The following is a 24,766-nucleotide window of genomic DNA, read 5'->3' on the forward strand; positions in this document are numbered from 1 at the left end:
CTCCCAAAGACATGGGAGGGTAAAGTCATAAACATATACTTTTCCTCGGCGGGCATTCGCTTACGCAAATTTACGGTTTTCACCACCTGCTGTCTTCGGCTTAGGTCTGACGACCTTGAATACTATATAACATTTAAACGTATTTTGTCAATACTTTTTTATTATAATTTCGATTTTAATTTTTTTAACCCTGAGCATTATTAGGCGTTATATAGCCTTCACCATCAATAGTAACATTCGGTGAAATAGACTGCATAAAGTTGATGATCCTTGTTTTTTCATCTCCATAAGCCATTCTTACAGTTGAAGATGACTGGATTCCAGGGATAAATCGCCAGCTCACAAGACCCTGGGTACTTATCTTGGCTTCAATAAGGCATGTATCAAGAGTCTTTGAATTAAAAAGATAATTACCCATACTGAAGATAACAGGAACACCATTAACATAATCAAGATTCTGCAATATATGCGGGTGATCGCCGATTATCAGGTCTGCTCCTGCATTTGCAAGATCAGCTGACTGGTTTTTTTGCAGATAATTAAGTTCAAGTGTGTTCTCAAGACCCCAATGCATATAAACTACAACGAAAGCACCTGTAGCCTTAGCTTCAGCTACTCTCTGACATAAAAGTTCATCCTGTCTTACCCTGAAAACTCCGCTTTGAGTATCTGTAGCTCCCCTGGTAAAAGGTGGATCGCTTCCTTCTATATCACAGCCACTTATAAAGGCAATCCTAAGGCCATTATTTGCAGTAAATGTAACTGTCTTTGAAGCTTCCTCCAGGTCACGACCAGCACCAACATATGGCATTTGGGCAGAATCAAGCGTTGTAAGCGTATTGGAAAGGCCTATTGCGCCATAGTCAAAAACATGGTTATTCCCTATGCTCACAATATCAACGCCCATATCGAAAAGGTACTGAACAGAAGTCGGATTTGCATGAAATGTCCAGGTTTTGCCTTCCAGCGGAGCACCCTCCATTGTATATGGAAACTCATTATTGACCATGCAAATATCTGCACTTCTCATACAATCAAGCAGGCCCTGATCTATAACACCCTCAATAGTGCCGCCATTTCTGGCAATGCTGTACTTAATTGCATATTCTTCTGCAAAAAGTACATCTCCGCCGAACACTACTGTAGCAACATCTTCTCCATCAGCAATATCAAAAGTCAGTTCATTGGGTAATGGAGATACGTTTTGATCAGGCTCTGAAGCAACTTCTTCAGTTGAAGAGGCATTTGACGCTGCTGAAAGCGCAACGTCCTCATCGGTTATATCTGCAATATCAGTAGCACCCTCTTCACCGATTTCACTAACTTCTTCCTGAGTCATAGGCACTCCAACAGCACCGCTAAGATACTCAGTACCATTAGTATCAGATTCTATTTCATTACCGGATTCATCTATCTGAACTGCAGATGCACCAAGACTACTTTCATTTGCTGCAAGCTGACAGCCTGAAATACAAAAAACAAGAACCATAGCTGGAAAAAAACTACGCACAAGCCCTCTTCCATAGCATTTCAGGCGTCTTACATACACCTTATGTTCTCTTCTTCGCATTAGACCTCCCATTATGACATAGAATTATTAGAAAACGTAGTTGAAAAGCACTTCTGATCTTATATTCAATCAGCTTATATATTCTATATTCTAATGTTAGCAATAAGAACGACTTTCATCAATAGCCGCATTTAATTAGGTTTTATAAAAATTCATGCAAGAAAAATGTTGATATACATAAAGTTGAACATTCATAAAATAGAACATTCATAAAATAGAGCATAAAATACAGCATAAAAAAGAGCATAAAAAAGAGCATAAAAAAGAGCATAAAAAAGAGCATAAAAAAGAGCATAAAAAAGCAGCCACCATCAGAGATGGTGGCTGCCTCGATAGCTTATTAAGTTACCGACCGTTAATTAATAACGGTTAGCTACGATCTTAACGCCAGGTCCCATTGTTGTTGCAAGGGAGATAGACTTAAGATACTGACCCTTAACTGAGCTTGGCTTAGCCTTGGAAATAGCTTCCATAATAGCATTGTAGTTCTCTGTGAGCTGCTGCTCTGTGAAAGATGCCTTTCCGATCGGAACGTGTACAATGTTAGCCTTGTCAAGACGGTACTCAATCTTACCAGCCTTGATATCAGCAATAGCCTTAGCAACATCCATAGTAACTGTGCCAGCCTTAGGGTTAGGCATAAGTCCCTTAGGACCAAGAACCTTACCAAGACGACCAACAACACCCATCATATCAGGTGTAGCTACTACTACGTCGAAATCAAGCCATCCCTCGTTCTGGATCTTAGGGATAAGCTCATCTCCACCTACATAATCAGCGCCAGCTGCCTGAGCCTCGTCAAGCTTTGTACCCTTAGCGAATACAAGAACTTTAACTGTCTTACCAGTTCCGTTAGGGAGTACTACTGCTCCACGGATCTGCTGATCAGCGTGACGGGAATCACAACCAGTTCTGATGTGAAGTTCTACAGTTTCATCAAATTTTGCAGAAGCAGACTTCTTGACAAGAGCAATTGCTTCGTCAGCTTCATACAGCTTTGCTTTTTCGATCAGCTTTGCAGCTTCAACATATTTCTTTCCGTGCTTCATGATCTGCTCTCCTCCTTAGTCTACTACTTCTATACCCATACTGCGTGCTGTACCAGCAACCATACTCATAGCTGCTTCAATAGTATTAGCATTCAGATCAGGCATCTTCATTTCAGCGATCTCGCGGATCTTGTCCTTAGAAACCTTAGCAACCTTGTTCTTGTTCGGAACACCGGATGCCTTCTGCAGGTTACAAGCCTTCTTGAGAAGAACTGCTGCAGGGGGAGTCTTTGTGATGAATGTGAAGCTTCTGTCTGTGTAAACAGTGATAACAACAGGGATGATAAGGTCACCCTTATCTGCTGTCTTAGCGTTGAACTGCTTTGTGAATTCAACGATGTTAACGCCGTGCTGACCAAGAGCTGGTCCAACTGGCGGTGCCGGTGTTGCTTTGCCGGCCTGGATCTGTAACTTAATGTATCCTTCGACTTTCTTTGCCATTTTGGCTTCCTCCTAAGAAAATATGTGGTTGAGCGCAAAAGAATCAACCGTTCCGAAGACTCAGAACAGCTACCTAGGGGCTATAGACCTTCTGCTCCCACTCCATAGGTGAATATATCTATATAAAGCATTACTGCTCTATATCAAAACAAAACGTTTATACCGAACCAGTATAAATCCAGCTAATAAATACTATTAGCTATCAATTCTACGCACTTCTGCGAAACTGATCTCAACAGGAGTCTCACGACCAAACAGTTCTACATTGATAGTAGCTGTCTGCTTACTGTAATCCATACGCTGAACGATACCTGCTGTATCCTTCCAAACGCCTGCAACAACAGCAATCTCGTCTCCAACTTCGAAATCAACTGTCACGTTCTGAGTCTTAATACCAAGAGGCTTAATCTCAGCATCTGACAACGGTACAGGCTTAGATCCCGGACCTACGAAACCTGTTACACCCCTGGTATTACGTACTACATACCATGTGTCATCATTCATAATCATATGAACAAGGACATAACCAGGGAACATCTTACGTTGAACAGTCTTCTTTGCACCATTCTTAACTTCAACTACATCCTGAAGCGGAACGCGCACCTCAAGAATCTGATCTTCCAGGTGACGATTTTCAATTGTCTTATCAAGATTGGCTTTTACCTTATTCTCATATCCTGAATAAGTGTGAGCAACATACCACTTTGCTTCAGAAGTCTTATCCTCTTCTGAAAGGGCATCCTGACTTTCGGCTACATTTTCAACTTCAGCTGATTCTGCAGCTTCGCTCATGTTGTTCTTTTCTTCTTCTGCCATTTGCATCTCCTCATCAAATTCCTGCTACTGTGAATAACTGCTTAACATCCTCAGATTACAGGCTCTGAATGAAATTTAAGCCAAGTCCGAAAACATAATCAAGAACAGCAATAAGAGCAGCCATAACCGCGCAGATAATAGTTACTGCTACTGTCTGCTTACCAACAGTCTCTCTTGAAGGCCATGTAATCTTAGTAAACTCTGATTTAAGACCTTCCCAGAATGAGCTGATTGTTTTCTTCTTAGGCTCTTTCTTTTCAGAAGCTTTATCTTTTAATACTTCTGTCTTATCTGATTCTCCCATTGTATCGGTCTCCCTTCTGTCGCAGGATTACTTTGTCTCCTTGTGCATTGTGTGCTTTCTGCAGAAAGGACAGTACTTCTTGATCTCCATACGATCTGGGTGAGTCTTCTTATCCTTTGTAGTATCATAGTTACGGTTCTTGCATTCTGTGCAAGCAAGTGTAATTCTTGTACGCATCTCTCTACCTCCGCGCGCTTTCTATCTTTTTTCTTAAAGGTCAAATTTTATGCATAAAAAAAAGACCTAAAATTTCATGTCGCTGTACTAGAATATCATAGAGCCGTGAATTCGTCAATATTTTTTTGTAATAATTCACATAATCAAGAACCATCTTATTTGTAAAAGTAAATTCCAGCCCTTATAGGATTAAGATTAAATTAGCTAATTATCAAGATAAATATGGAAAATAGCGATTTTCAATCGCATATTATTCCTCTTCGTTTTTTTCCACAAAAACTTCGTTCCAGTTAATCACATTGCGAATATACGGATCAGCGCCATATACACCTTCAAGATATCTCTTGGCATACTTCTTATCTTTGATCCTGTCCTCCTGAACGACAAAATCCGCAAGACTGTAAAGAACAGTCCTCTGGTGTTCACTTCTTGCAGCAAACCATATCTCATCACGTCGAAGGAAGTCCTTATCAAGCGCCACCATATCATATGAAGTCAAGATCAGCTGTGCGTTTCGCCGATTACTGTTTCTATTCAGATAATATCCAAGAATATGCTTAAGTATTGATGGATGAAGTTCAAGCATACCTGAATCAAGCATTACCGCCTGGCCCTTTAGAAGGCTGTTAGCAATAACCGGAAGAAGATATATTGTCTTCCTGATACCAGAAGATTCTGCTTCTAGAGGAATCTCGTATTTAGCATCGCCAATCTGATGAGTCACATAAATCTTACTGCGTATAACCTTAAGGTCAACAATATCAAGGTCAAGTTCAGCGATCATATTTCTGAAAAGATCCCATACGTCTTCCTGAGAAAGTGCATCTGTAAGAAGCACGTCTGCATTTTTCTCATCCTGCATGAAATCAAGACCGCTTACAAAGAAGTTTGTAGCATCAGTAACTATCTCATTTTCCGGGAAAAGACGTATGATCCTTCCAAGAAACGTTTCGCTTCCTGTTATATCTGTAGCTTTCTCAAGCTTTTTTTCATCGGCTTTGAATATTTTTCTTACAGTAACTTCGTTTTCTTTTCTTTCGAATATAGAAGCTCTACGCCAGTTGTCATTGTTGATACGATCAAGGCTTTCATATACAACACTTGCTTCTTTAATATGCAGCCGATACCTGTACTCAGCATTTTCTGAAGAAAAAATGATCTCGAACTTACTAGGATCATTTCTGCTTTCTTTTGAAAAATAAAAAGGAACAACTTCTTCGCCGCCCGCCTGGCCAAGGACAAGACCTTTAACAAGCTCAATCGCTTTAAGAAGATTCGATTTACCGCTACCGTTTGGTCCATAGATTATAGCCAGTGGAAGAAATTCATCATCTTCAAGCTCTATTATATGATCCTTATGCTCTTTAACTTCAGAAACAGCCTGAAGATCAAGAGTTACAGTATCCTTTATGCTTTTATAATTATTAACTGTAAACTGTATAAGCATACGACTCCTTTCGTATTCTCCCATTTATTAATACCTATCGGCAATATTGATATATTCTTTATGTATTACCCTATCGATAAGATCAGCATAGTCTTAATATTTAACTCTATCACTACCACCAACGTAGCTTTAATATATAACTATCTGCTATTTCTTCATAAAAAAAGAGCAGAACGCCGTAGCGTCTGCCCCTTTGCATTTTCATATTATAGGAGAAAAAACTTAGTCTTCCTCAACATCTCCAACCGGCTTACCACCTGTTGCAAGCCACTTAAGATAAGCATTGATGAATGGATCAAGATCTCCATCAAGGACTCCGTCAGCGTTTGAAACCTTCTCGCCTGTTCTTGTGTCATTAACCATAGTGTATGGCTGAAGAACATAAGAACGGATCTGGCTTCCCCATGCATTATCCTTAACTTCACCTCTGATACCTGCAAGCTTAGCTTCGTTCTCTTCCATCTTGAGCATAAGGAGCTTAGCTTTGAGCATCTGCATAGCCTTATCCTTGTTCTGGAACTGTGAACGCTCGTTCTGACAAGTAACAACGATACCTGTTTCATAGTGTGTGATACGAATAGCAGATGATGTCTTGTTGATGTGCTGTCCACCTGCACCACTTGAACGATAAGTATCAACCCTGATCTCATCAGGACGAACTTCGATATCAAGATCCTCTTCGATATCAGGCATTACATCATTTGATACGAAAGATGTCTGACGCTTACCCTGTGCGTTGAAAGGACTGATACGAACAAGACGGTGAACACCTCTTTCAGACTTAAGGTATCCATATGCATTTAATCCATTGATCTGGAAAGTAACTGACTTAATACCAGCTTCATCACCATCAAGAAGATCGAGAACTTCAACAGTAAAACCGTGACGCTCAGCCCATCTTGTGTACATACGATAAAGCATTGAACACCAGTCGCATGCCTCTGTACCACCGGCACCTGCTGAAAGCTTAAGGATCGCATTGCACTTGTCGTACTCACCGTTTAAGAGATTGGCAATTCTGATCTCTTCAAGAACAACTTTAAACTCATCAAGATCAGCTCTGATCTCAGCTGCCATATCATCATCTTCTGTACCCTCATCATTGCACATGTCGATCATGTCAATGATGTCACCGTACTGAACATTCAGATTCTCGATCTTCTCAATAAGATCCTGCATGTTCTTGAGCTCTTTGGTCTTCTTGTTGGCCTTTTCAGCATCATCCCAGAAGGTAGGCTCTTCCATCTCACGGTTTAACTCTTCAATTCTTTTCTTCTTAGTTTCAAGATCAAGAGAAGCAGTAACCTCATCCAGTGTAGGCTTGAGATTCTGGATCTCGATCTTCATATTATCTAATACAACCATCTTTTAACCTCTAAATTATTCCACTCCGCCTTGTGCGCCGTGGCAGTTCTTATATTTCTTACCGCTACCGCATGGGCACAGATCGTTAGGTCTTATCTTAACTGCAGCTCTCTTTACAGGAGCCTTCTTTGCAGATTCATCCTTGTTAGTACCAGTTACCTTGGCAACCTGCTCACGCTCAACCTTCTCCTGAACATGTACATGGAAAAGAAGTCTTACAGTATCTTCCTTGATTCCTTCCATCATCTCATTGAACATGTCATAGCCGGCCATCTTGTACTCGATCTTAGGATCACGTTGACCATATGCCTGAAGACCGATACCCTGACGAAGCTGATCCATATCATCGATGTGATCCATCCACTTACGGTCGATAACCTTAAGAAGAATTACACGCTCGATCTCACGGATTGTCTCTGCTTCAGGGAACTCTGTCTCTTTTTCTTCATAAAGAGCAACTGCCTCTTCCTTAAGCTGCTGCTTGAGACCGTCTTTGGATTTCTTTGTGATACGGCCGCGAGTTACAGGCTTAAGAGGTACTGTTGGCAAAAGAAGTTCATTGAGCTCTTTAAGATCCCAGTCATCAATGTTCTGACCATCGCCAATAACAGTATCAATGCTCTCTTCAACAATATCTGTGATCATCTTGTAGATGTTGTCACGAAGTGACTCACCATCAAGAACGCGGCGACGCTCTTTATAGATGATCTCTCTCTGCTCGTTGTTAACTGCATCATATTCAAGAAGGTTCTTACGAATACCGAAGTTATTCTCCTCGATTCTCTTCTGAGCAGACTCGATAGCTTTTGTAAGAGCCTTGTGCTCGATCTCCTGTCCTTCAGGAATTCCAAGTGCATTGAACATACTGATAAGACGCTCTGAACCAAAGAGTCTCATAAGGTCATCTTCAAGTGAAATGTAGAACTTGGATTCACCCGGATCACCCTGACGTCCTGAACGTCCACGGAGCTGATTATCAATACGTCTTGATTCATGACGCTCTGTACCTATGATCTTAAGACCGCCGGCTGCTCTTGACTCTTCGTCAAGCTTAATATCAGTACCACGACCAGCCATGTTAGTTGCGATCGTAACAGCGCCGTGCTTACCAGCCTCAGCAACGATCTCAGCTTCCTGTTCATGGAACTTTGCATTAAGTACGTTGTGCTGGATACCAGCCTTAGTAAGCATCTTGGACAGAAGCTCTGAAGTCTCGATGGTAATAGTACCAACAAGAACAGGCTGTCCTTTTTCATGAGCTTTCTTAACAGCTTCTACAACTGCTTCGTACTTTTCTTTCTTGGTCTTATATACTGCATCCTGAAGATCTTTACGAACAACAGGCTCATTTGTTGGAACCTCTACAACGTCGAGTGCATAGATATCACGGAACTCCTGCTCTTCTGTAAGAGCTGTACCTGTCATACCACACTTCTTGTTGAACTTGTTAAAGAAGTTCTGGAATGTGATTGTAGCAAGAGTCTTGGACTCACGCTTAACCTTAACATGCTCCTTAGCCTCAATTGCCTGATGAAGACCATCTGAATAACGACGTCCAGGCATTACACGACCTGTGAACTCATCAACGATGAGAACTTCATCATCGCGAACAATATAATCATGGTCTCTCTGCATCAGGTTATTAGCACGGAGTGCAAGAATTATATTGTGCTGGATCTCAAGATTTTCAGGATCTGCAAGGTTAGAAATATGGAAATAGCGTTCAACCTTAGCAACACCCTGCGCTGTAAGGTTTACAAGCTTATCTTTCTCGTTAACGATAAAGTCGCCGGTCTCTTCCTGTTCGATACCCATAAGAGCATCCATCTTGGAAAAATCTCCAACGTCTTCACCACGCTGCATCTGCTTGGCAAGCATATCGCAGGCTTCGTAGAGCTTAGTTGACTTATCACTCTGACCTGAAATGATAAGAGGTGTTCTTGCTTCATCAATAAGGATTGAGTCAATCTCATCGATGATAGCGAAGTTCAATCCTCTAAGAACGCACTGTTCTTTGTAGATTGCCATGTTATCACGAAGATAGTCGAAACCAAGTTCGTTGTTAGTAACATATGTAATATCGCAATTGTATGCTGCACGACGCTCATCTGAGTTCATTCCGTTAAGAACGATACCAACTGTAAGACCAAGGAATTCATGGATCTTACCCATCCACTCAGCATCACGCTTAGCAAGATAGTCGTTAACTGTAACTACGTGGCAGCCCTTGCCTTCAAGAGCATCAAGGTATGAAGGAAGTGTAGCAACAAGTGTCTTACCTTCACCTGTTCTCATCTCAGCAATACGACCCTGGTGAAGGATAATACCACCAATGAGCTGTACACGGAAATGTTCCATACCAAGAACACGCTTACCAGCTTCTCTGACAACAGCATATGCCTCAGGCATTATATCATCTGACGTCTCACCTTCTGAAAGACGTCTCTTAAATTCATCTGTTTTTGCACGAAGCTCTTCATCTGTAAGAGCCTGCATTTCAGGACGAAGAGATTCAATCTTATCTACGATAGGAGTGATTCTTTTCAATTCCCTCTCTGAATGTGTTCCAATAATCTTATCGAGTAAACTCATAACTTTCCAACTTTCCCCACTTAAATGGCGTTAATTAACCCAGCTACGCCTATTTATTTTTAGATAGTCGCAGTCCGACTAGCATTATATCAAAAATAATGTGTCTATTCAATTAACAGCTTGTAAATTTTAAAATCAAGTGATTCAGGGAAAAAACTAACAGCCTATCATAAGTTGAATGAGAAAACGGTAATAACTTTTTTGACCTCAAAATAAAAAATAGAGACTTCAAAGTAAAATTCGAAGTCTCTATCACTGTATTATAAAACTAATATCTCAAAATTTATGACTTAATAAACCTTAGCCTGCTCTTCGCCGTTCATTACACGGATAGCGCCCTGAGCAAGTGCAAGAAGCTCATCTTCACCAGGATATACTGTTACAGGAGCAATGAAACCGATTCTTTCTTTCATAGCTGCTGTGATTCTTTCATTATATGCGATACCACCTGTGATGATGATCTGATCAACCTTGCCCTTAAGAACAGTTGCCTGAGCACCAATGTCCTTACAAACCTGGAAGATGAAGGCATCCATAACAAGTCTTGCCTTCTCATCGCCAGCATCGATCTTCTTCATAACTTCTCTTGCATCGTTAGTTCCAAGATAAGCATTGAATCCGCCAGCACCTGTAGCCTTCTTAAGCATCTCTTTTTCAGAGAACTTGCCTGAATAGCAAAGTCTGATAAGAGCGCCTGTAGGAAGTCCGCCACATCTTTCAGGAGACATAGCACCGTCACCTTCAAATGCTGAGTATACATCTACGATACGGCCATGATCATGAGCACCTACAGAAACACCGCCACCAAGGTGAGCAACTACAAGGCGGAGATCCTCATATTTCTTGCCAACAGATTTAGCATAACGTCTTGCTACAGCCTTCTGGTTAAGAGGATGGAAAATAGATGTTCTCTGAACATCAGGCATACCTGATACACGAGCAACATCGCTAAGCTCGTCAACTACAACAGGGTCAACGATATAAGCTTTAACGCCGATCTGGTCTGCGATCTCACGAGCAAGGATACCACCAAGGTTTGATGCGTGCTGTCCCTGAACACCGATCTCAAGATCCTTAACAACAGCGTCTGTTACTTCATATGTACCGCCTTCAATAGGCTTTAAAAGACCACCACGACCAACGATTACGTTGAATGTTGTAACATCAATATTTTTTTCCTTAAGGAAGTCAAGAATGATGTTCTTACGGAAGTCTTTCTGATCAATTATTGAATCGTACTTTGCGATCTCCTCTGTAGAGTGACGCAGAGTTTCGTCCATCTTAAGTTCTTCGTCTTCAAAAATACCGATCTTTGTAGATGTAGAGCCTGGATTGATAATAAGGCTTTTGATTGCCATAATTTTATCTCCTTTTTATTGTTGAATGATTACAGTTATCAGTACTTGAACTAATTATAAAAACTCAGATTCAAGATAATATATCCAGAATCCTATTTATTGTATTAGATTGTGCCGTTCTTCTGGTCTTCAGCAACTACTGCTGCAAGAGCGATAGAGTTAAGCTTAACATCAACGCTGTCAGAACGTGATGTAAGGATTACAGGAGCCTTTGTTCCAAGAAGGATGTTACCATTCTTAACTGTTGCAAGACGAACGATTGTCTTGTATGTAAGGTTACCTGCGTGAATATCAGGGAAAAGAAGAATGTCGGCATCGCCAACGATCTTACGATCCTCTGCACCTGCTTTGAACTTAGCAGCTTCAGGATCAATAGCAAGGTCCATGGAAAGAGGTCCATCAACGATGCAGTTCTTGATCTCGCCAGCTTCGCAAGCTTTAGTAAGCTCATCAGCTTCAACTGTAACAGGCATCTTAGGATTTACAACTTCAACTGCAGCAAGTGGAGCAACCTTAGGCATTTCAACGCCACAAGCTCTTGCTACGTTAACAGTATATTCGATGATCTGCTTTTTATCTTCAAGTGTTGGATAAGGAAGGAATGCAACATCTGTAAGGAATAAAAGTCTGTCGATACCTGGGATTTCGAAAACACAAACGTGAGAAAGTGTCTGGCCTGTACGAAGACCAACTTCTTTGTTAAGAACACTCTTAAGGAAAGTCTTGGAATCAAGAGAACCCTTCATGTAGATATCAGCTTTGCCATCATGTACAAGCTTAACTGCACATGTAGCAGCTTCCTGCATATCTTTAACGTCAATTACTTCATACTCATCAAGATTCATATTGAGAGTTTTTGCGATCTCAGCGATCTTATCTGCATCACCTACAAGAACAGCATCAACAATGCCTTTCTTGTGTGCAAGCTCTACAGCCTCCAATACATGCTCATCCTGTGCATATGCAACTGCAAGCTTCTTTTTGCCTGTTGTTTTAAGTTTTGCAAGGATATCATCAAAACTCTTACTCATTTTGTAACTTCTCCTTTCACATATCCGTGATTTATGAGCGACTATAGAATCCTATAGCGCCCTTTTATTCAAGCATTTGTTAAAATAATAACACACCATATATCAATTTTCAATACTGCTCACGTGGTGATAATAGTTTTTAGAAGCCTTCTGCTCTGCGCTTTTTACGCATATCAATTCTCTTAAGAGCACCTTCCCATTCTGCTTTCTGGCACTCTGTCTCGATCTTAAGACCGTAAGGAATAGTAATAGGCTTTTCATTATCATCAAGGCATACTTCTGTAAGATATGCTCTGTTTATTACATGACGAAGACCTGTCTTTCTGTCTTCAACATAAGTGTCAACTCTCACTTCCATTGAAGTCCTGCCTACATAAGTAAGATAAGCTTCTATAACTACAATATCCATAAGAAAAGCAGGCTTTTTAAACTGAAGATTATCAACAGCAGCTGTTGTAACTGTATGTGCGCAATGTCTTGTAGCAACAATACCTGCTGCTTCATCGATCATGAGCATAAGATTACCACCAAAAAGACGGCCATAACCATTGATATCTTCATGCATCATTACCTTATATCGTTCAACCTTGGAATCTTCTACAGTCTTATATCCAAGTTCACGTTTAATGTTGTCTTCTACCATAATTACCTCCAAAAAAAGATAAACATAAGCTAATTATACAATATTTATATTTACTAATATAATCTGTATAACGTAAGTTTTTACTTATCATACATTTTTGAATCATAGATTCAAAAATGCAGCAATAGAGCCAATTGAGTTCGACTTCGTCGAAGGCTCTATTGCCAACCGATTCATCGAATCACGAAACGCGCAGTAAATGCGCGTTTCTGTAATTTACATTCAAGAAGTCATACTAATTCAAACACACTATCTATCCCCAAAATTTTAAAATGCAATATTCAAAAACTATAATGCAACCCTAAAAATGTAAAAATTTGATATTCTAAAAGTGCAATATAAAAAACGACAAGCATTAGCCTGTCGTTTTTAAATATGCCGGCAACCGGAATCGAACCGGTACGGGTATTACTACCCATGGGATTTTAAGTCCCAGGCGTCTGCCAGTTCCGCCATGCCGGCGTATTAACAATTTTATAAAGAAAATGGGACCTACAGGGCTCGAACCTGTGACCCTCTGCTTGTAAGGCAGATGCTCTCCCAGCTGAGCTAAGATCCCATGTCTTAACATATTAAATTTAGAAAAAAGTGGAGCTTCGGGGACTCGAACCCAGGACCGACCGGTTATGAGCCGGTTGCTCTAACCAACTGAGCTAAAGCTCCAAATTGTGATGACCCCTAGCAGGTTCGAACTGCTGTTACCGCCGTGAAAGGGCGATGTCTTAACCACTTGACCAAGGGGCCGTGTTCTCGCCTCACAGCGAAAAATATAAAAAAAGAACAGATCGGAGATCTGTAGCTCCCCAAGTAGGACTCGAACCTACGACACTTCGGTTAACAGCCGAATGCTCTACCGACTGAGCTATTGAGGAATGTATTGTTCCCTCAAAACCGAACACTGAATTTCCAAACTTCTTGACTTATTGGTTAAGTCCTCGACCTATTAGTACACATCAGCTGAGAATGTTACCACTCTTACACCTTGTGCCTATCAACCTCGTACTCTCCAAGGGGTCTTACCACTTGCGTGGGGATATCTCATCTTGAGGGGGGCTTCACGCTTAGATGCCTTCAGCGTTTATCCCTGCCAGACTTGGCTACCCTGCCTTATGCGATTGCCTTCGCAGCAGATACACCAGCGGTCCGTCCATCCCGGTCCTCTCGTACTAAGGACAGCTCCTCTCAGATATCCTACGCCCGCGCCGGATAGGGACCGAACTGTCTCACGACGTTCTGAACCCAGCTCGCGTACCACTTTAATGGGCGAACAGCCCAACCCTTGGGACCTGCTACAGCCCCAGGATGTGATGAGCCGACATCGAGGTGCCAAACCACTCCGTCGATGTGAACTCTTGGGAGTGATAAGCCTGTTATCCCCAGGGTAGCTTTTATCCGTTGAGCGATGGCAATCCCACGTTCTGCCACCGGATCACTAAGTCCTACTTTCGTACCTGTTCCACCCGTCGGTGTCACAGTCAGGCTCCCTTATGCCTTTGCACTCTTCGGATGGTTTCCGTCCATCCTGAAGGAACCTTTGAGCGCCTCCGATACTCTTTCGGAGGCGACCGCCCCAGTCAAACTCCCCGCCAGACATTGTCCCCGGACCGGTTTCACGGTCCATGGTTAGAAATCCAGTACGGTAAGGGTGGTATCCCAACAGCGGCTCCATGACAACTGACGTCATCACTTCTTAGCCTCCCACCTATCCTGTACATACAATACCGGATCCCAGTATCAAGCTGGAGTAAAGCTCCATGGGGTCTTTCCGTCCTGGCGCGGGTAGCCAGCATCTTCACTGGCACTTCAATTTCACCGGATGCATTGCCGAGACAGTACTCAAATCATTACGCCTTTCGTGCGGGTCGGAACTTACCCGACAAGGAATTTCGCTACCTTAGGACCGTTATAGTTACGGCCGCCGTTTACTGGGGCTTAAATTCAAAGCTTCGATTGCTCTAACCTCTCCTCTTAACCTTCCAGCACCGGGCAGGCGTCAGCCCATATACTTCACCTTTCGGTTTCGCATAGACCTGTGTTTTTGCTAAACAGTTGCTTGAGCCTCTTCTCTGCGGCCTTCATGTACTCATACATGAAGGCTACCCTTATCCCGAAGTTACGGGTACATTTTGCCGAGTTCCTTAGCAATGCTTCTTCCGTCGGCCTTAGGATTCTCTCCTCATCCACCTGTGTCGGTTTACGGTACGGGCAGATATCACACTATAGCGGCTTTTCTCACAGGTCCTCCGGACACTTCACTACTTTATTTCGCTCCGCATCACACAGCACAATCCTACCAAGGGGTTTCTCCCTGGCCTCGCGCCATGCTTGCCCCGGGCTGCTCTCCCGGGCTGTCCCTGTTACCTGTGTCCCCACAGTTCTGATGATATCTGGTGCAGGAATATCAACCTGCTGTCCATCGGCTACGCCTTTCGGCCTCGTCTTAGGCCCCGACTTCCCCAGGGCAGATCAGCTTTACCCTGGAATCCTTGGATATTCGGCCTGAGGGATTCTCACCCTCATCTCGCTACTCATTCCGGCATTCTCTCTTCATAACGCTCCGCTGCTCCTTATCGGTACAGTTTCAACGCTCTTATGAATGCTCCCCTACCGATCACTTATACCCGTAGATACAAGCAATCCCTAGGCTTCGGTGTCGTGTTTTAGCCCCGGTAATTTTCGGCGCAGGACCTCTCGGCTAGTGAGCTATTACGCACTCTTTGAATGGATGGCTGCTTCTGAGCCAACATCCTAGCTGTCTATGAAATCCCACATCCTTTTCCACTTAACACGTACTTTGGGACCTTAGCCGTAGATCTGGGCTGTTTCCCTTTTGACTGCCCAACTTATCTCGTGCAGTCTGACTCCTGTGCTAAACCTGACTGGCATTCGCAGTTTGATAATCTTTGGTAAGCGGTGAAGCCCCCGCGGATATTCAGTGCTCTACCTCCAACAGGCACGCTACAAGGCTAGCCCTAAAGCTATTTCGGGGAGAACCAGCTATCTCCGAGTTCGATTGGAATTTCTCCCCTATCCACAGCTCATCGCCACCCTTTTCAACGGATGTGCGTTCGGACCTCCACAGCCTTTTACGGCCGCTTCATCCTGTCCATGGATAGATCACCCGGTTTCGGGTCTATGTATACTGACTACTCGCACTATTCACACTTGGTTTCCCTTCGGCTTACGTATCTTAGATACTTAACCTTGCCGGTACACATAACTCGCCGGACCGTTCTACAAAAAGTACGCGATCACTCGTATATAGAGCTTTCGCAGCTTGCAGGCACAGGGTTTCAGGTTCTCTTTCACTCCCCTCCCGGGGTCCTTTTCACCTTTCCCTCACGGTACTATGCGCTATCGGTCACTAAGTAGTATTTAGCCTTACGGGGTGGTCCCCGCTCATTCAGACAAGGTTTCACGTGTCTCGTCCTACTCTGGATTCTGTCTCGTCTCATCCACTTTCACATACACGGCTTTCACGTTCTCTGGCAGGTCTTTCCAGGACCTTTCTGTTAGCAGACTTGAATCGATTATACAGTCCGAACCCCAGAAAGCAAGCTCTCTGGTTTGGGCTCTTCCGCGTTCGCTCGCCGCTACTTACGGAATCACTTTTGTTTTCTCTTCCTCCGGCTACTTAGATGTTTCAGTTCACCGGGTTCCCGGCCTTAACCTATGGATTCAGTTAAGGTCAACTAGGTACTTCCTAGTTAGGTTGCCCCATTCAGATATCTGCGGATCATGAAGTATTTGCCTCTCCCCGCAGCTTTTCGCAGCTTATCACGTCTTTCATCGGCTCTTAGTGCCAAGGCATCCGCCCTGCGCCCTACATAACTTAACCAGTTACGTAGGAATCAGTCCTGATCTTTCGATCATTCTGGATTCTCTTCTGATCTATAACACAGCGATATGTTATAGTCAGTGCCCATTTCTTTAGAAATGTTTTTTAATTGATGAATAAATTCACCTTTTTGATGTCTTGATTTTGGTTTGGACATAGAACATATCTTCATCATTTGGAATGACTAGATATAATCTATATTTCAGTATTCGGTTTTCAAGGAACAATGCGTTTTAAATACAAGATTTAAAACCCTACGACTGTTTTAAACAGTCATCAGAAATCGGAAACAGGTTCTGATCTCTCATCGCTATTTAAAACTTTTTTATAAATCTGGCAGCCACCTATCCTCCCATACCGTTACCAGTATAGTACTTTCGGCCGCTAAGGTCTTAACCGTCGTGTTCGAGATGGGAACGGGTGTTTCCCCGAAGCGCATCGCCACCAGAAATGTTTTGTTGTTAAGGTTCAGTGCTTTGCTATCTTACTCTTCAGTATTTATCCTGTCAAGCTCGATTTTTTCAAAGCTTTTTGTTCGTTTTTTAGCTTTTTAACAACTAAACAGTAATGCAACTCCTTACTTCTTCCTTCTTTATTTTCCTTAGAAAGGAGGTGATCCAGCCGCAGGTTCTCCTACGGCTACCTTGTTACGACTTCACCCCAGTTATCCGACCTGCCTTAGGCAGCTCCCTCCTTACGGTTAGGCCACTGACTTTGGGCATTTCCGACTCCCATGGTGTGACGGGCGGTGTGTACAAGACCCGGGAACGTATTCACCGCAGCATTCTGATCTGCGATTACTAGCGATTCCAGCTTCGTGCAGGCGGGTTGCAGCCTACAGTCCGAACTGGGTCGTTATTTTTGGGATTTGCTCACCTTCGCAGGGTTGCTTCCCTTTGTTACGACATTGTAGCACGTGTGTGGCCCAAATCATAAGGGGCATGATGATTTGACGTCATCCCCACCTTCCTCCAGGTTATCCCTGGCAGTCTCCATAGAGTGCCCATCTTACTGCTGGCTACTATGGACAAGGGTTGCGCTCGTTGCGGGACTTGACCCAACATCTCACGACACGAGCTGACGACAACCATGCACCACCTGTCTCAGATGTCCCGAAGGACTGATGGCATTACCCATCATTCATCTGGATCTCAAGATTTGGTAAGGTTCTTCGCGTTGCTTCGAATTAAACCACATGCTCCACCGCTTGTGCGGGTCCCCGTCAATTCCTTTGAGTTTCATTCTTGCGAACGTACTCCCCAGGTGGAATACTTATTGCGTTAGCGCCGGCACTGAAAGACTATGTCTCCCAACACCTAGTATTCATCGTTTACTGCGTGGACTACCAGGGTATCTAATCCTGTTTGCTCCCCACGCCTTCGAGCCTCAACGTCAGTTGCTGTCCAGTAAGCCGCCTTCGCCACTGATGTTCTTCCTGATATCTACGCATTTCACTACTACACCAGGAATTCCGCTTACCTCTCCAGTACTCTAGTCTACCAGTTTCCAAAGCAAGCCCACGGTTGAGCCGTGGGGTTTCACTTCAGACTTGATACACCGTCTACGCTCCCTTTACACCCAGTAAATCCGGATAACGCTTGCCCCCTACGTATTACCGCGGCTGCTGGCACGTAGTTAGCCGGGGCTTCTTACTCAGGTACCGTCATCCCCTCTTACGAGGTCTTTCTTCCCTGCTGATAGAGCTTTACATACCGAAATACTTCTTCACTCACGCGGCGTCGCTGCATCAGGCTTTCGCCCATTGTGCAATATCCCCCACTGCTGCCTCCCGTAGGAGTTTGGGCCGTGTCTCAGTCCCAATGTGGCCGTCCGCCCTCTCAGGCCGGCTACTGATCGTCGCCTTGGTGGGCCGTTACCTCACCAACTAGCTAATCAGACGCGGGTCCATCTCATACCTATAAATATTTTCACACTGTGTCATGCGACACTGTGCGCTTATGCGGTGTTATCAGTCGTTTCCAACTGCTATCCCCCTGTATGAGGCAGGTTACCCACGCGTTACTCACCCGTCCGCCACTAAGTTATTCAAGATTCTGCCGAAGCTTCATCAGCGAATAACTCCGTTCGACTTGCATGTGTTAGGCACGCCGCCAGCGTTCATCCTGAGCCAGGATCGAACTCTCACTTTAATGTTTGTTCTTTCCGGTTCAGACTTACACTGACTTAAATCAGAATAATTCTGCTCCTCTGTCGATCTCTCGACAGCTTGATGGTGGCTAAACCATCAAAAATTTACTTTTGGTTTTTGTTCTTCTGAACATTCTGTCCTTCTATATAAGAAGAACTGGAATTTTCAGGGTTGCATTACTGTTAAGTTGTCAAAGTGCTTGTAATCTTACATCTGCTATGCAGATGAGCGCAGAAGGAGGGATTTGAACCCTCGCGCCGCTATTAACGACCTGCACCCTTTCCAGGGGTGTCTCTTCAACCACTTGAGTACTTCTGCAAAAAGGTTGATTCATAGATCATATTCACTAGAACTTAGATCTAATCTTTTAATTAACAGCGGACGATGTATCCTGTCCTATGCCGCTTTGTGATTACAGCGGAGCGAAAGGGATTCGAACCCTTGTGGCGTTGCCGCCAAACGGTTTTCAAGACCGCCTCGTTATGACCACTTCGATATCGCTCCATAATACAAGCTCGATATTTATAAGCTTTATGTTTGCGCTGTTTTCGTGAGGCGTTACCGCCGCAGCGCAAGTAATATATTATCAAACGCCCCCTACAGTGTCAAGCAATTTTTCTAATTTTTTTCAATATTTTTTTATCGTTTAGTTATAAATTGTACATCGTATTCAGGGATAGCAATCAAAACCTTGCCAAAGCCTTTAATTATAAGCTTTCCTTCTGCTTTATCCTCTTACCTTTGTATGATGCACATATCTTTGTTTTTATCGGCATTTTTTCATCTTCCTTAACGTCAAAATCATTTTTTTATATCACAAAGCCTTATAACCTATCGTAAAAATTCTAATACCACCTATTCTTTTTATTATTAGAAGATCTCTTTTAACCACAACTCCATACCAATTATTGCAATAGTTCAGCGTCACCTTCTCCTACAGAATCTTTTCTTTATATAGAAGATCAATTCAGCCACCAGTATAGATACGCAAGCTACAATCACTGGTTTTAACCATGCATATAGCTGATTGCCTTCCAAGCTATATAATGTACGACTAATAATCGAGATCACCATTATATGAAAATAGTAAACCGATGCAGAAAGGTCTTTTCCCAGGTGACAGAGGTAAGTGGGCTTTGCAACAATTGCTTCGGTCTGGCCATATGCTTCGCCAAGGAACATTATCGCGCAGATCGTAACAACAGAACCCACGTAAACTGTCATTTCACCAAAACGTCTGTACTCAAGAACCGACATTGCTATACCTAATATAAGGAATGCATGAAGGATAACACGATTTCTACGTGCATTTTTACTTTGGGAGCATGCACCGACAAGTTTTCTTACCAGTTCTGCTGCCTTGGTATCTCTTTTGTCATTAATGGCTGAATCAAGCCATACGCCGGCCATTATGAAAGGGATTCCTTCGAGAAGCCAGTTTCTGACCATGTACCAGGTGCGGATGCTTATGTCGAAAGGGCGTATGGGGTAATAGAGCTGCAGGAGTTCTGCGAAAAAGAGCATTCCAGTGAAAAAAAATGTCAGAAATCCGCTCCATTTTTTTGCATATGGGGCAAAAATAAATATCAGTATGTAGACGTAGAGTACTGCATAAAGATACCACAGATGATCTATGTCGTATGTGTAGTCGTAGAGTATTTTGCCGGAATTGAACATAAGCAAGAGGAATAGCTCGTGGGGATTGTATTTCTGGGAGATCAGATCCTGAATGCCGAATCCTGATGTTGTTGCAACTACAAAAGAATAGGCATTGTAAAGAAGTGTTAGTAATAGGGTAATGACAAACACGTGCCCTATCTTAGCTGCCATTCGACTTCTTATAATAGATGCTTTTGTACCTGATGGAAGGTTTCTTAGAATGTACCTGCCTGATACAACGAAAAAAAAGAGCACTGCAAACCTGGACATAGCCTGAATATCTTTACCTACTGTACCCGGAAAGAGGCAATGAATAAAAATAACCGTGATACATGCAATGCCTTTTATCATATATAGAAAGCTGTTATCAGCTTTTGAAATGTTCTTTATATCACCCATATTAGTCCCCATACTGCGCATGTGATAAGCGTCTGACGATGCGCTCTTTCACTAACGTTTTTTACACCATGTTCAGTATAGCATAACCAGACTTGAGTTTTTAACTTTGACTATCGACGAAATGAGACTGGGCACCAGCTGATTTGTTCATAGTTGTGCGGTAATCGGAAGATACAGCTGCGCTCTGCTTGCTGGATTTCACAGATATTTTTGAATTAGAAAAATAGGAATCTATGAGCTTTTTGTTTCTGACTTCCTGGACTTCAATGGTGTTGGAAAGGTCTGTCACCTGGCGAATCAGGTTCTGCATGCGGGTGATCTGGTCTCGATATTTGTCTTTGTTGTCGTCAAGTTCGTTTTTTATCTTGTCGTAGAGACCTGCGAAGCCGTCATTAAGTTCAGTGACTTTGCCTATAAGATCGCCTTTTACACGGACAGCTTCATCGAAGGCGTCCTGGTCGGGACCTTCCGGTCTTTCTAAAGCTTTCTTTTGTATGCCATTTTGAATCTCGATCTGCTGCATTACTTCGATCTTCTTACGAAGAGAATCTTCCATAATATCAAGATATGTTTCTGTCATAGGCACCTCACCGTTTGAGCTACACTACAGCCAATTATCGTATATATGTTAACTATATCACTTATATACGACAATGTCATTGGACGGCCGCATGCTGTATTCTTTCACTATTCCGACCAAAAAAACAAAACCATATATATATCAATTCTATAGATATAAAATAAACATAAAGTTTCTTTTATCTATTGATACCTGTGGCCCATTATTGATACCATATTTATATGGCGACTTATGCACAATTTAATTGGCTCAAATATCTAGAGTTGTAAGCAAGAAGTATCACTGATCATATCTTTAATTTTATTGGCAAACATTATTGAAATCGGCAAAGGAGATACAACTATGGCAGAAAAATATTTTGGCGAAAGCACGCCCAAACTGGGTTTCGGTCTGATGAGACTTCCCAGGATCGAGGGCACTAATACTATCGATGTTGAGCAGACATCCAAGATGGTAGACATGTTCCTTGAGGCTGGACTTACTTATTTTGACACAGCATTCGTATATGAGGGGTCGGAAGAGACTACAAGGAAGGCGCTTGTTGAAAGGCATCCAAGAGACAGCTACACTCTTGCAACCAAGTTAAATGCGGGTTATGCGGGATGTAAGAATGCAGAGGATGCGAAAAAAGAGCTTGAGATAAGTCTTGAAAGGACTGGCGCAGGCTATTTTGACTACTATCTCCTTCACGCGCTTGGAAAGGGCAATATACAGAAGTACGACGATTATGGCATTTGGGATTTTGTAAAAGAGATGAAGACTAAGGGGCTTATAAAGCACTGGGGATTCTCATTCCACGACACTCCTGAGTTTCTGGACGAGCTTCTTACAAAGCATCCTGATGCTGAGTTTGTACAGCTTCAGATAAATTATGCTGACTGGGATAACCCGACTGTTCAGTCCAGAGCCTGCTACGAGGTTGCAAGAAAGCATGGCAAGTCAATCGTTGTCATGGAGCCTGTTAAGGGCGGCGCACTTGCTAATCCGCCTCAGTCAGTTCAGGAGATCTTGAAGGCTGCAGAGCCCGATATGTCTTTTGCCTCATGGGCCATTAGATATGTGGCTTCAATGGACGGCATCCTTACAGTTCTCTCCGGCATGTCCAATGTAGCGCAGATGGAGAACAATCTTTCTTATATGAAGGATTTCAAAAAGCTTGATGAGAGCGAACTTGAGACTATCAAGAAGGCTCAGAAGGCGCTTGCATCTGTTAATTCAATCCCATGTACAGCGTGCCATTACTGTACAAAGGGCTGTCCTATGCAGATTCCGATCCCGGCTATTTTTGCTGCAAGAAACAAGCAGCTTATCTGGGAGCAGATCGATCAGGGGCAGGCTGATTATGACCGCGTCACACAGGGTCAGGGACTTGCATCACAGTGTATCGGATGCGGCCAGTGCGAAAGCGCTTGTCCTCAGCACATCAATGTAATAGAAAGGCTTAAAGACTGCGCTGCAGTATTTGAATCATGAATAAACTTGAAGAGTTAAAAGAATATATAAGATCACTTGGAAACCTTGCTGTAGCCTTTTCTTCAGGCGTTGACTCGACTTTTCTTCTTAAGGTTGCGCATGACGTTCTGGGGGATAAGGCGATTGCTGTTACGGGTGTTTCAGCTTCTTTTCCAAGACATGAATATGATGAAGCTGGTGCCTTCTGTAAAAAGGAAGGCATCAGGCAGTTCTTCTATGAGCCGCATGAGCTGGAGCTTGAGGAGTATGCGGCCAATCCTAAGAACCGCTGCTACTATTGTAAGCATAAGCTCTTCTCGGGACTCATCGATCTGGCAAAAGAAAATGGGATCACAAATGTCGCAGAAGGTTCAAACATGGATGACCTCAGGGATTACAGGCCGGGGCTTGAGGCTGTTAAGGAGCTTAAGGTTTTGAGTCCGCTTAGAGAGGTGGGACTTACCAAGGACGAGATCAGGGCGTATTCCAAGGAGCTTGGACTTCCTACATGGTCTAAGCCTTCGTTTGCCTGCCTTGCGTCGAGGGTTCCTTATGGGGAAAGAATTACGACCGAGAAGCTTAAGATGGTTGAGAAGGCGGAGAATTTTCTGGCGGAGCTTGGATTTGAGCAGTATAGGGTGAGGATTCATGGGAAGATTGCGAGGATTGAGGTGCCGGCAGAGGATATTCTGAGGATTGCGAGTGATGATGTCAGGGGTGAGATTGTTACCAGGTTTAAGGAGTACGGTTTTGCCTATGTTTCACTTGATCTGCAGGGGTATAGGACTGGTAGTATGAATGAGGTTATTGATACTGGGGTGAAGGGATGACTGTTTGGCGCTTTGCTTCAAAAGTCATGACTGTTTGATAACGATAATATTTCCGAAACTCAGAATAAAAAATATCTAATAGAGACAAGGAGGCAGTCGTGGAAAATATCCATGAAATGCTAAATAAAGTTAAAAGCGGTGAGATTTCCATTGAGGAAGCTGAGCTTGCTATCAAGAAAAGGCCTTTTGAAGATATCGGATATGCTAAAGTCGACACTCACAGAAAGCTTCGCAAGGGCGTTGCAGAGGTTATATATGGCGCGGGTAAGAGTGCTGACCAGATTGCAGGGATCGTAAGAACTATGGTCGAAAATGACCAGGAGCGGATTCTTATTACAAGGATGGATGCTGAAAAGGCGGTTAAAGTCAGAAAAAAGCTATGCGGCACTATTGGGTTTGATAATAGAGAAAATTCCTTACCTTCAGGCAAAATTGGTTTTGGTAATGGTTCGAACTCAACATCCTCTGGCAAAATAGGTTTCGCTACTGAAAATGGTACAGATAATCATAAGAAGGAAGCCATTTTGATCGATTACCATGAAGATGCAAGAGTCGGCATTATCGGAGATATGCCAAAGGCTGACGGGCTTGGAAAGATCGTTATCGCAACCGGTGGCACAAGCGATATTCCTGTTGCTGAAGAAGCTGCGCTTACCTGCGAGTTTCTGGGAAATGAAGTTGTCAGACTCTATGACGTTGGCGTAGCCGGAATTCACAGAACTCTTTCTCATATGGACGATATCATGGGAGCCAAGGTCATCATTGCTATTGCAGGTATGGAGGGGGCTCTTGCAAGTGTTATTGGCGGACTTGCAGAATGTCCTGTTATTGCGGTGCCAACTTCGGTTGGGTACGGAGCTTCTTTTAACGGGCTGTCAGCTCTTTTGTCTATGCTGAATTCCTGTGCAAGCGGCGTTTCTGTTGTCAATATAGATAACGGGTTTGGGGCGGCGTATCAGGCAAGTCTTATTAACCATATGAAATGAACACAGATTCAGCTCGACTTTGTCAAAGGCTCTATTGCCGACTGATTCATTAAATTGCGAAACACGCAGTAAATGCGCGT

At 43.1% G+C, this 24,766-nt stretch carries 17 protein-coding genes, 7 tRNA genes, 3 rRNA genes and 1 other annotated feature (1 of these 28 only partly in view); of the genes, 3 read left to right on the forward strand and 24 right to left on the reverse strand.

The window, feature by feature from the left end; genetic code table 11:
* Positions 1-117, reverse strand: a sequence feature (ribosomal protein L10 leader region); it reaches 17 nt to the left of the window's first position.
* 67 nt (positions 118-184) lie between these two features.
* The 24 genes from WAA20_RS17050 to WAA20_RS17165 form a co-directional block, all read right to left on the reverse strand.
* Positions 185-1,570 carry a CapA family protein gene (locus WAA20_RS17050; RefSeq protein WP_167562729.1) on the reverse strand — a complete coding sequence of 462 codons (1,386 nt, stop codon included), beginning with the start codon at positions 1,568-1,570 and terminating at the stop codon, positions 185-187.
* A gap of 359 nt (positions 1,571-1,929) precedes the next feature.
* Entirely contained in the window at positions 1,930-2,619 is a 690-nt protein-coding gene (gene rplA, locus WAA20_RS17055) for a 50S ribosomal protein L1 (RefSeq protein ID WP_073388372.1), read from the reverse strand.
* A 15-nt stretch (positions 2,620-2,634) separates the two neighbouring features.
* Positions 2,635-3,060: a 50S ribosomal protein L11 gene (gene rplK, locus WAA20_RS17060; RefSeq protein WP_022754396.1), complete on the reverse strand. Its 426-nt coding sequence runs from the start codon at positions 3,058-3,060 to the stop codon at positions 2,635-2,637.
* A gap of 195 nt (positions 3,061-3,255) precedes the next feature.
* Positions 3,256-3,876, reverse strand: a complete 621-nt coding sequence (gene nusG, locus WAA20_RS17065; protein WP_073388370.1) for a transcription termination/antitermination protein NusG — start codon at positions 3,874-3,876, stop codon at positions 3,256-3,258.
* Between the two features lie 55 nt (positions 3,877-3,931).
* Positions 3,932-4,180 (reverse strand): preprotein translocase subunit SecE, encoded by a 249-nt coding sequence (gene secE / locus WAA20_RS17070; RefSeq protein WP_073388368.1) that lies wholly within the window; start codon positions 4,178-4,180, stop codon positions 3,932-3,934.
* Between the two features lie 27 nt (positions 4,181-4,207).
* Positions 4,208-4,357 (reverse strand): 50S ribosomal protein L33, encoded by a 150-nt coding sequence (rpmG, locus tag WAA20_RS17075; protein ID WP_073388367.1) that lies wholly within the window; start codon positions 4,355-4,357, stop codon positions 4,208-4,210.
* A gap of 250 nt (positions 4,358-4,607) precedes the next feature.
* On the reverse strand, positions 4,608-5,804 hold the full coding sequence (locus tag WAA20_RS17080; protein WP_073388365.1) for an ATP/GTP-binding protein: 1,197 nt from the start codon (positions 5,802-5,804) through the stop codon (positions 4,608-4,610).
* A 222-nt stretch (positions 5,805-6,026) separates the two neighbouring features.
* A complete protein-coding gene (gene prfB, locus WAA20_RS17085; protein ID WP_073388363.1) occupies positions 6,027-7,169 on the reverse strand; it encodes a peptide chain release factor 2 in 1,143 nt (380 codons plus the stop codon).
* A gap of 15 nt (positions 7,170-7,184) precedes the next feature.
* Positions 7,185-9,761 (reverse strand): preprotein translocase subunit SecA, encoded by a 2,577-nt coding sequence (secA, locus tag WAA20_RS17090; RefSeq protein ID WP_073388361.1) that lies wholly within the window; start codon positions 9,759-9,761, stop codon positions 7,185-7,187.
* 290 nt (positions 9,762-10,051) lie between these two features.
* On the reverse strand, positions 10,052-11,119 hold the full coding sequence (gene buk, locus WAA20_RS17095; RefSeq protein ID WP_073388360.1) for a butyrate kinase: 1,068 nt from the start codon (positions 11,117-11,119) through the stop codon (positions 10,052-10,054).
* Between the two features lie 104 nt (positions 11,120-11,223).
* Entirely contained in the window at positions 11,224-12,150 is a 927-nt protein-coding gene (ptb, locus tag WAA20_RS17100) for a phosphate butyryltransferase (RefSeq protein ID WP_073388358.1), read from the reverse strand.
* Positions 12,151-12,289: 139 nt separating this feature from the next.
* Positions 12,290-12,793 (reverse strand): acyl-CoA thioesterase, encoded by a 504-nt coding sequence (locus WAA20_RS17105; RefSeq protein ID WP_073388356.1) that lies wholly within the window; start codon positions 12,791-12,793, stop codon positions 12,290-12,292.
* Between the two features lie 376 nt (positions 12,794-13,169).
* Positions 13,170-13,255: transfer RNA gene (locus WAA20_RS17110), tRNA-Leu, on the reverse strand.
* A 24-nt stretch (positions 13,256-13,279) separates the two neighbouring features.
* Positions 13,280-13,352: transfer RNA gene (locus tag WAA20_RS17115), tRNA-Val, on the reverse strand.
* 30 nt (positions 13,353-13,382) lie between these two features.
* A tRNA-Ile gene (locus WAA20_RS17120) sits at positions 13,383-13,456 on the reverse strand.
* A gap of 9 nt (positions 13,457-13,465) precedes the next feature.
* Positions 13,466-13,537: transfer RNA gene (locus tag WAA20_RS17125), tRNA-Glu, on the reverse strand.
* 55 nt (positions 13,538-13,592) lie between these two features.
* Positions 13,593-13,665 (reverse strand) — tRNA-Asn (locus WAA20_RS17130).
* Positions 13,666-13,716: 51 nt separating this feature from the next.
* Positions 13,717-16,631 (reverse strand): 23S ribosomal RNA (locus tag WAA20_RS17135).
* A 331-nt stretch (positions 16,632-16,962) separates the two neighbouring features.
* Positions 16,963-17,080: ribosomal RNA gene (gene rrf / locus WAA20_RS17140) — 5S ribosomal RNA — on the reverse strand.
* A 156-nt stretch (positions 17,081-17,236) separates the two neighbouring features.
* Positions 17,237-18,781, reverse strand: a 16S ribosomal RNA gene (locus WAA20_RS17145).
* The 16S, 23S and 5S rRNA genes sit together here with 7 tRNA genes alongside, the layout of an rRNA operon.
* Before the next feature lie 228 nt (positions 18,782-19,009).
* Positions 19,010-19,098: transfer RNA gene (locus WAA20_RS17150), tRNA-Ser, on the reverse strand.
* A 100-nt stretch (positions 19,099-19,198) separates the two neighbouring features.
* Positions 19,199-19,284, reverse strand: a tRNA-Ser gene (locus tag WAA20_RS17155).
* 420 nt (positions 19,285-19,704) lie between these two features.
* Positions 19,705-20,838 carry an acyltransferase family protein gene (locus WAA20_RS17160; RefSeq protein WP_073390221.1) on the reverse strand — a complete coding sequence of 378 codons (1,134 nt, stop codon included), beginning with the start codon at positions 20,836-20,838 and terminating at the stop codon, positions 19,705-19,707.
* Positions 20,839-20,938: 100 nt separating this feature from the next.
* Entirely contained in the window at positions 20,939-21,418 is a 480-nt protein-coding gene (locus tag WAA20_RS17165) for a hypothetical protein (RefSeq protein ID WP_073390219.1), read from the reverse strand.
* A 342-nt stretch (positions 21,419-21,760) separates the two neighbouring features.
* On the opposite strand from WAA20_RS17165, the gene WAA20_RS17170 reads away from it, so the two are divergent.
* From WAA20_RS17170 to larB, 3 genes are all read left to right on the forward strand, one after another.
* Positions 21,761-22,891 carry an aldo/keto reductase gene (locus tag WAA20_RS17170; protein ID WP_073390218.1) on the forward strand — a complete coding sequence of 377 codons (1,131 nt, stop codon included), beginning with the start codon at positions 21,761-21,763 and terminating at the stop codon, positions 22,889-22,891.
* Positions 22,888-23,700 carry an ATP-dependent sacrificial sulfur transferase LarE gene (gene larE / locus WAA20_RS17175; protein ID WP_073390216.1) on the forward strand — a complete coding sequence of 271 codons (813 nt, stop codon included), beginning with the start codon at positions 22,888-22,890 and terminating at the stop codon, positions 23,698-23,700. The genes WAA20_RS17170 and larE overlap by 4 nt, the downstream gene beginning before the upstream one ends.
* Before the next feature lie 98 nt (positions 23,701-23,798).
* Positions 23,799-24,686 carry a nickel pincer cofactor biosynthesis protein LarB gene (larB, locus tag WAA20_RS17180; RefSeq protein ID WP_242951236.1) on the forward strand — a complete coding sequence of 296 codons (888 nt, stop codon included), beginning with the start codon at positions 23,799-23,801 and terminating at the stop codon, positions 24,684-24,686.
* Positions 24,687-24,766: the final 80 nt, after the last annotated feature.

The organism is Butyrivibrio fibrisolvens (genome assembly GCF_037113525.1).
Classification (GTDB): domain Bacteria; phylum Bacillota; class Clostridia; order Lachnospirales; family Lachnospiraceae; genus Butyrivibrio; species Butyrivibrio fibrisolvens.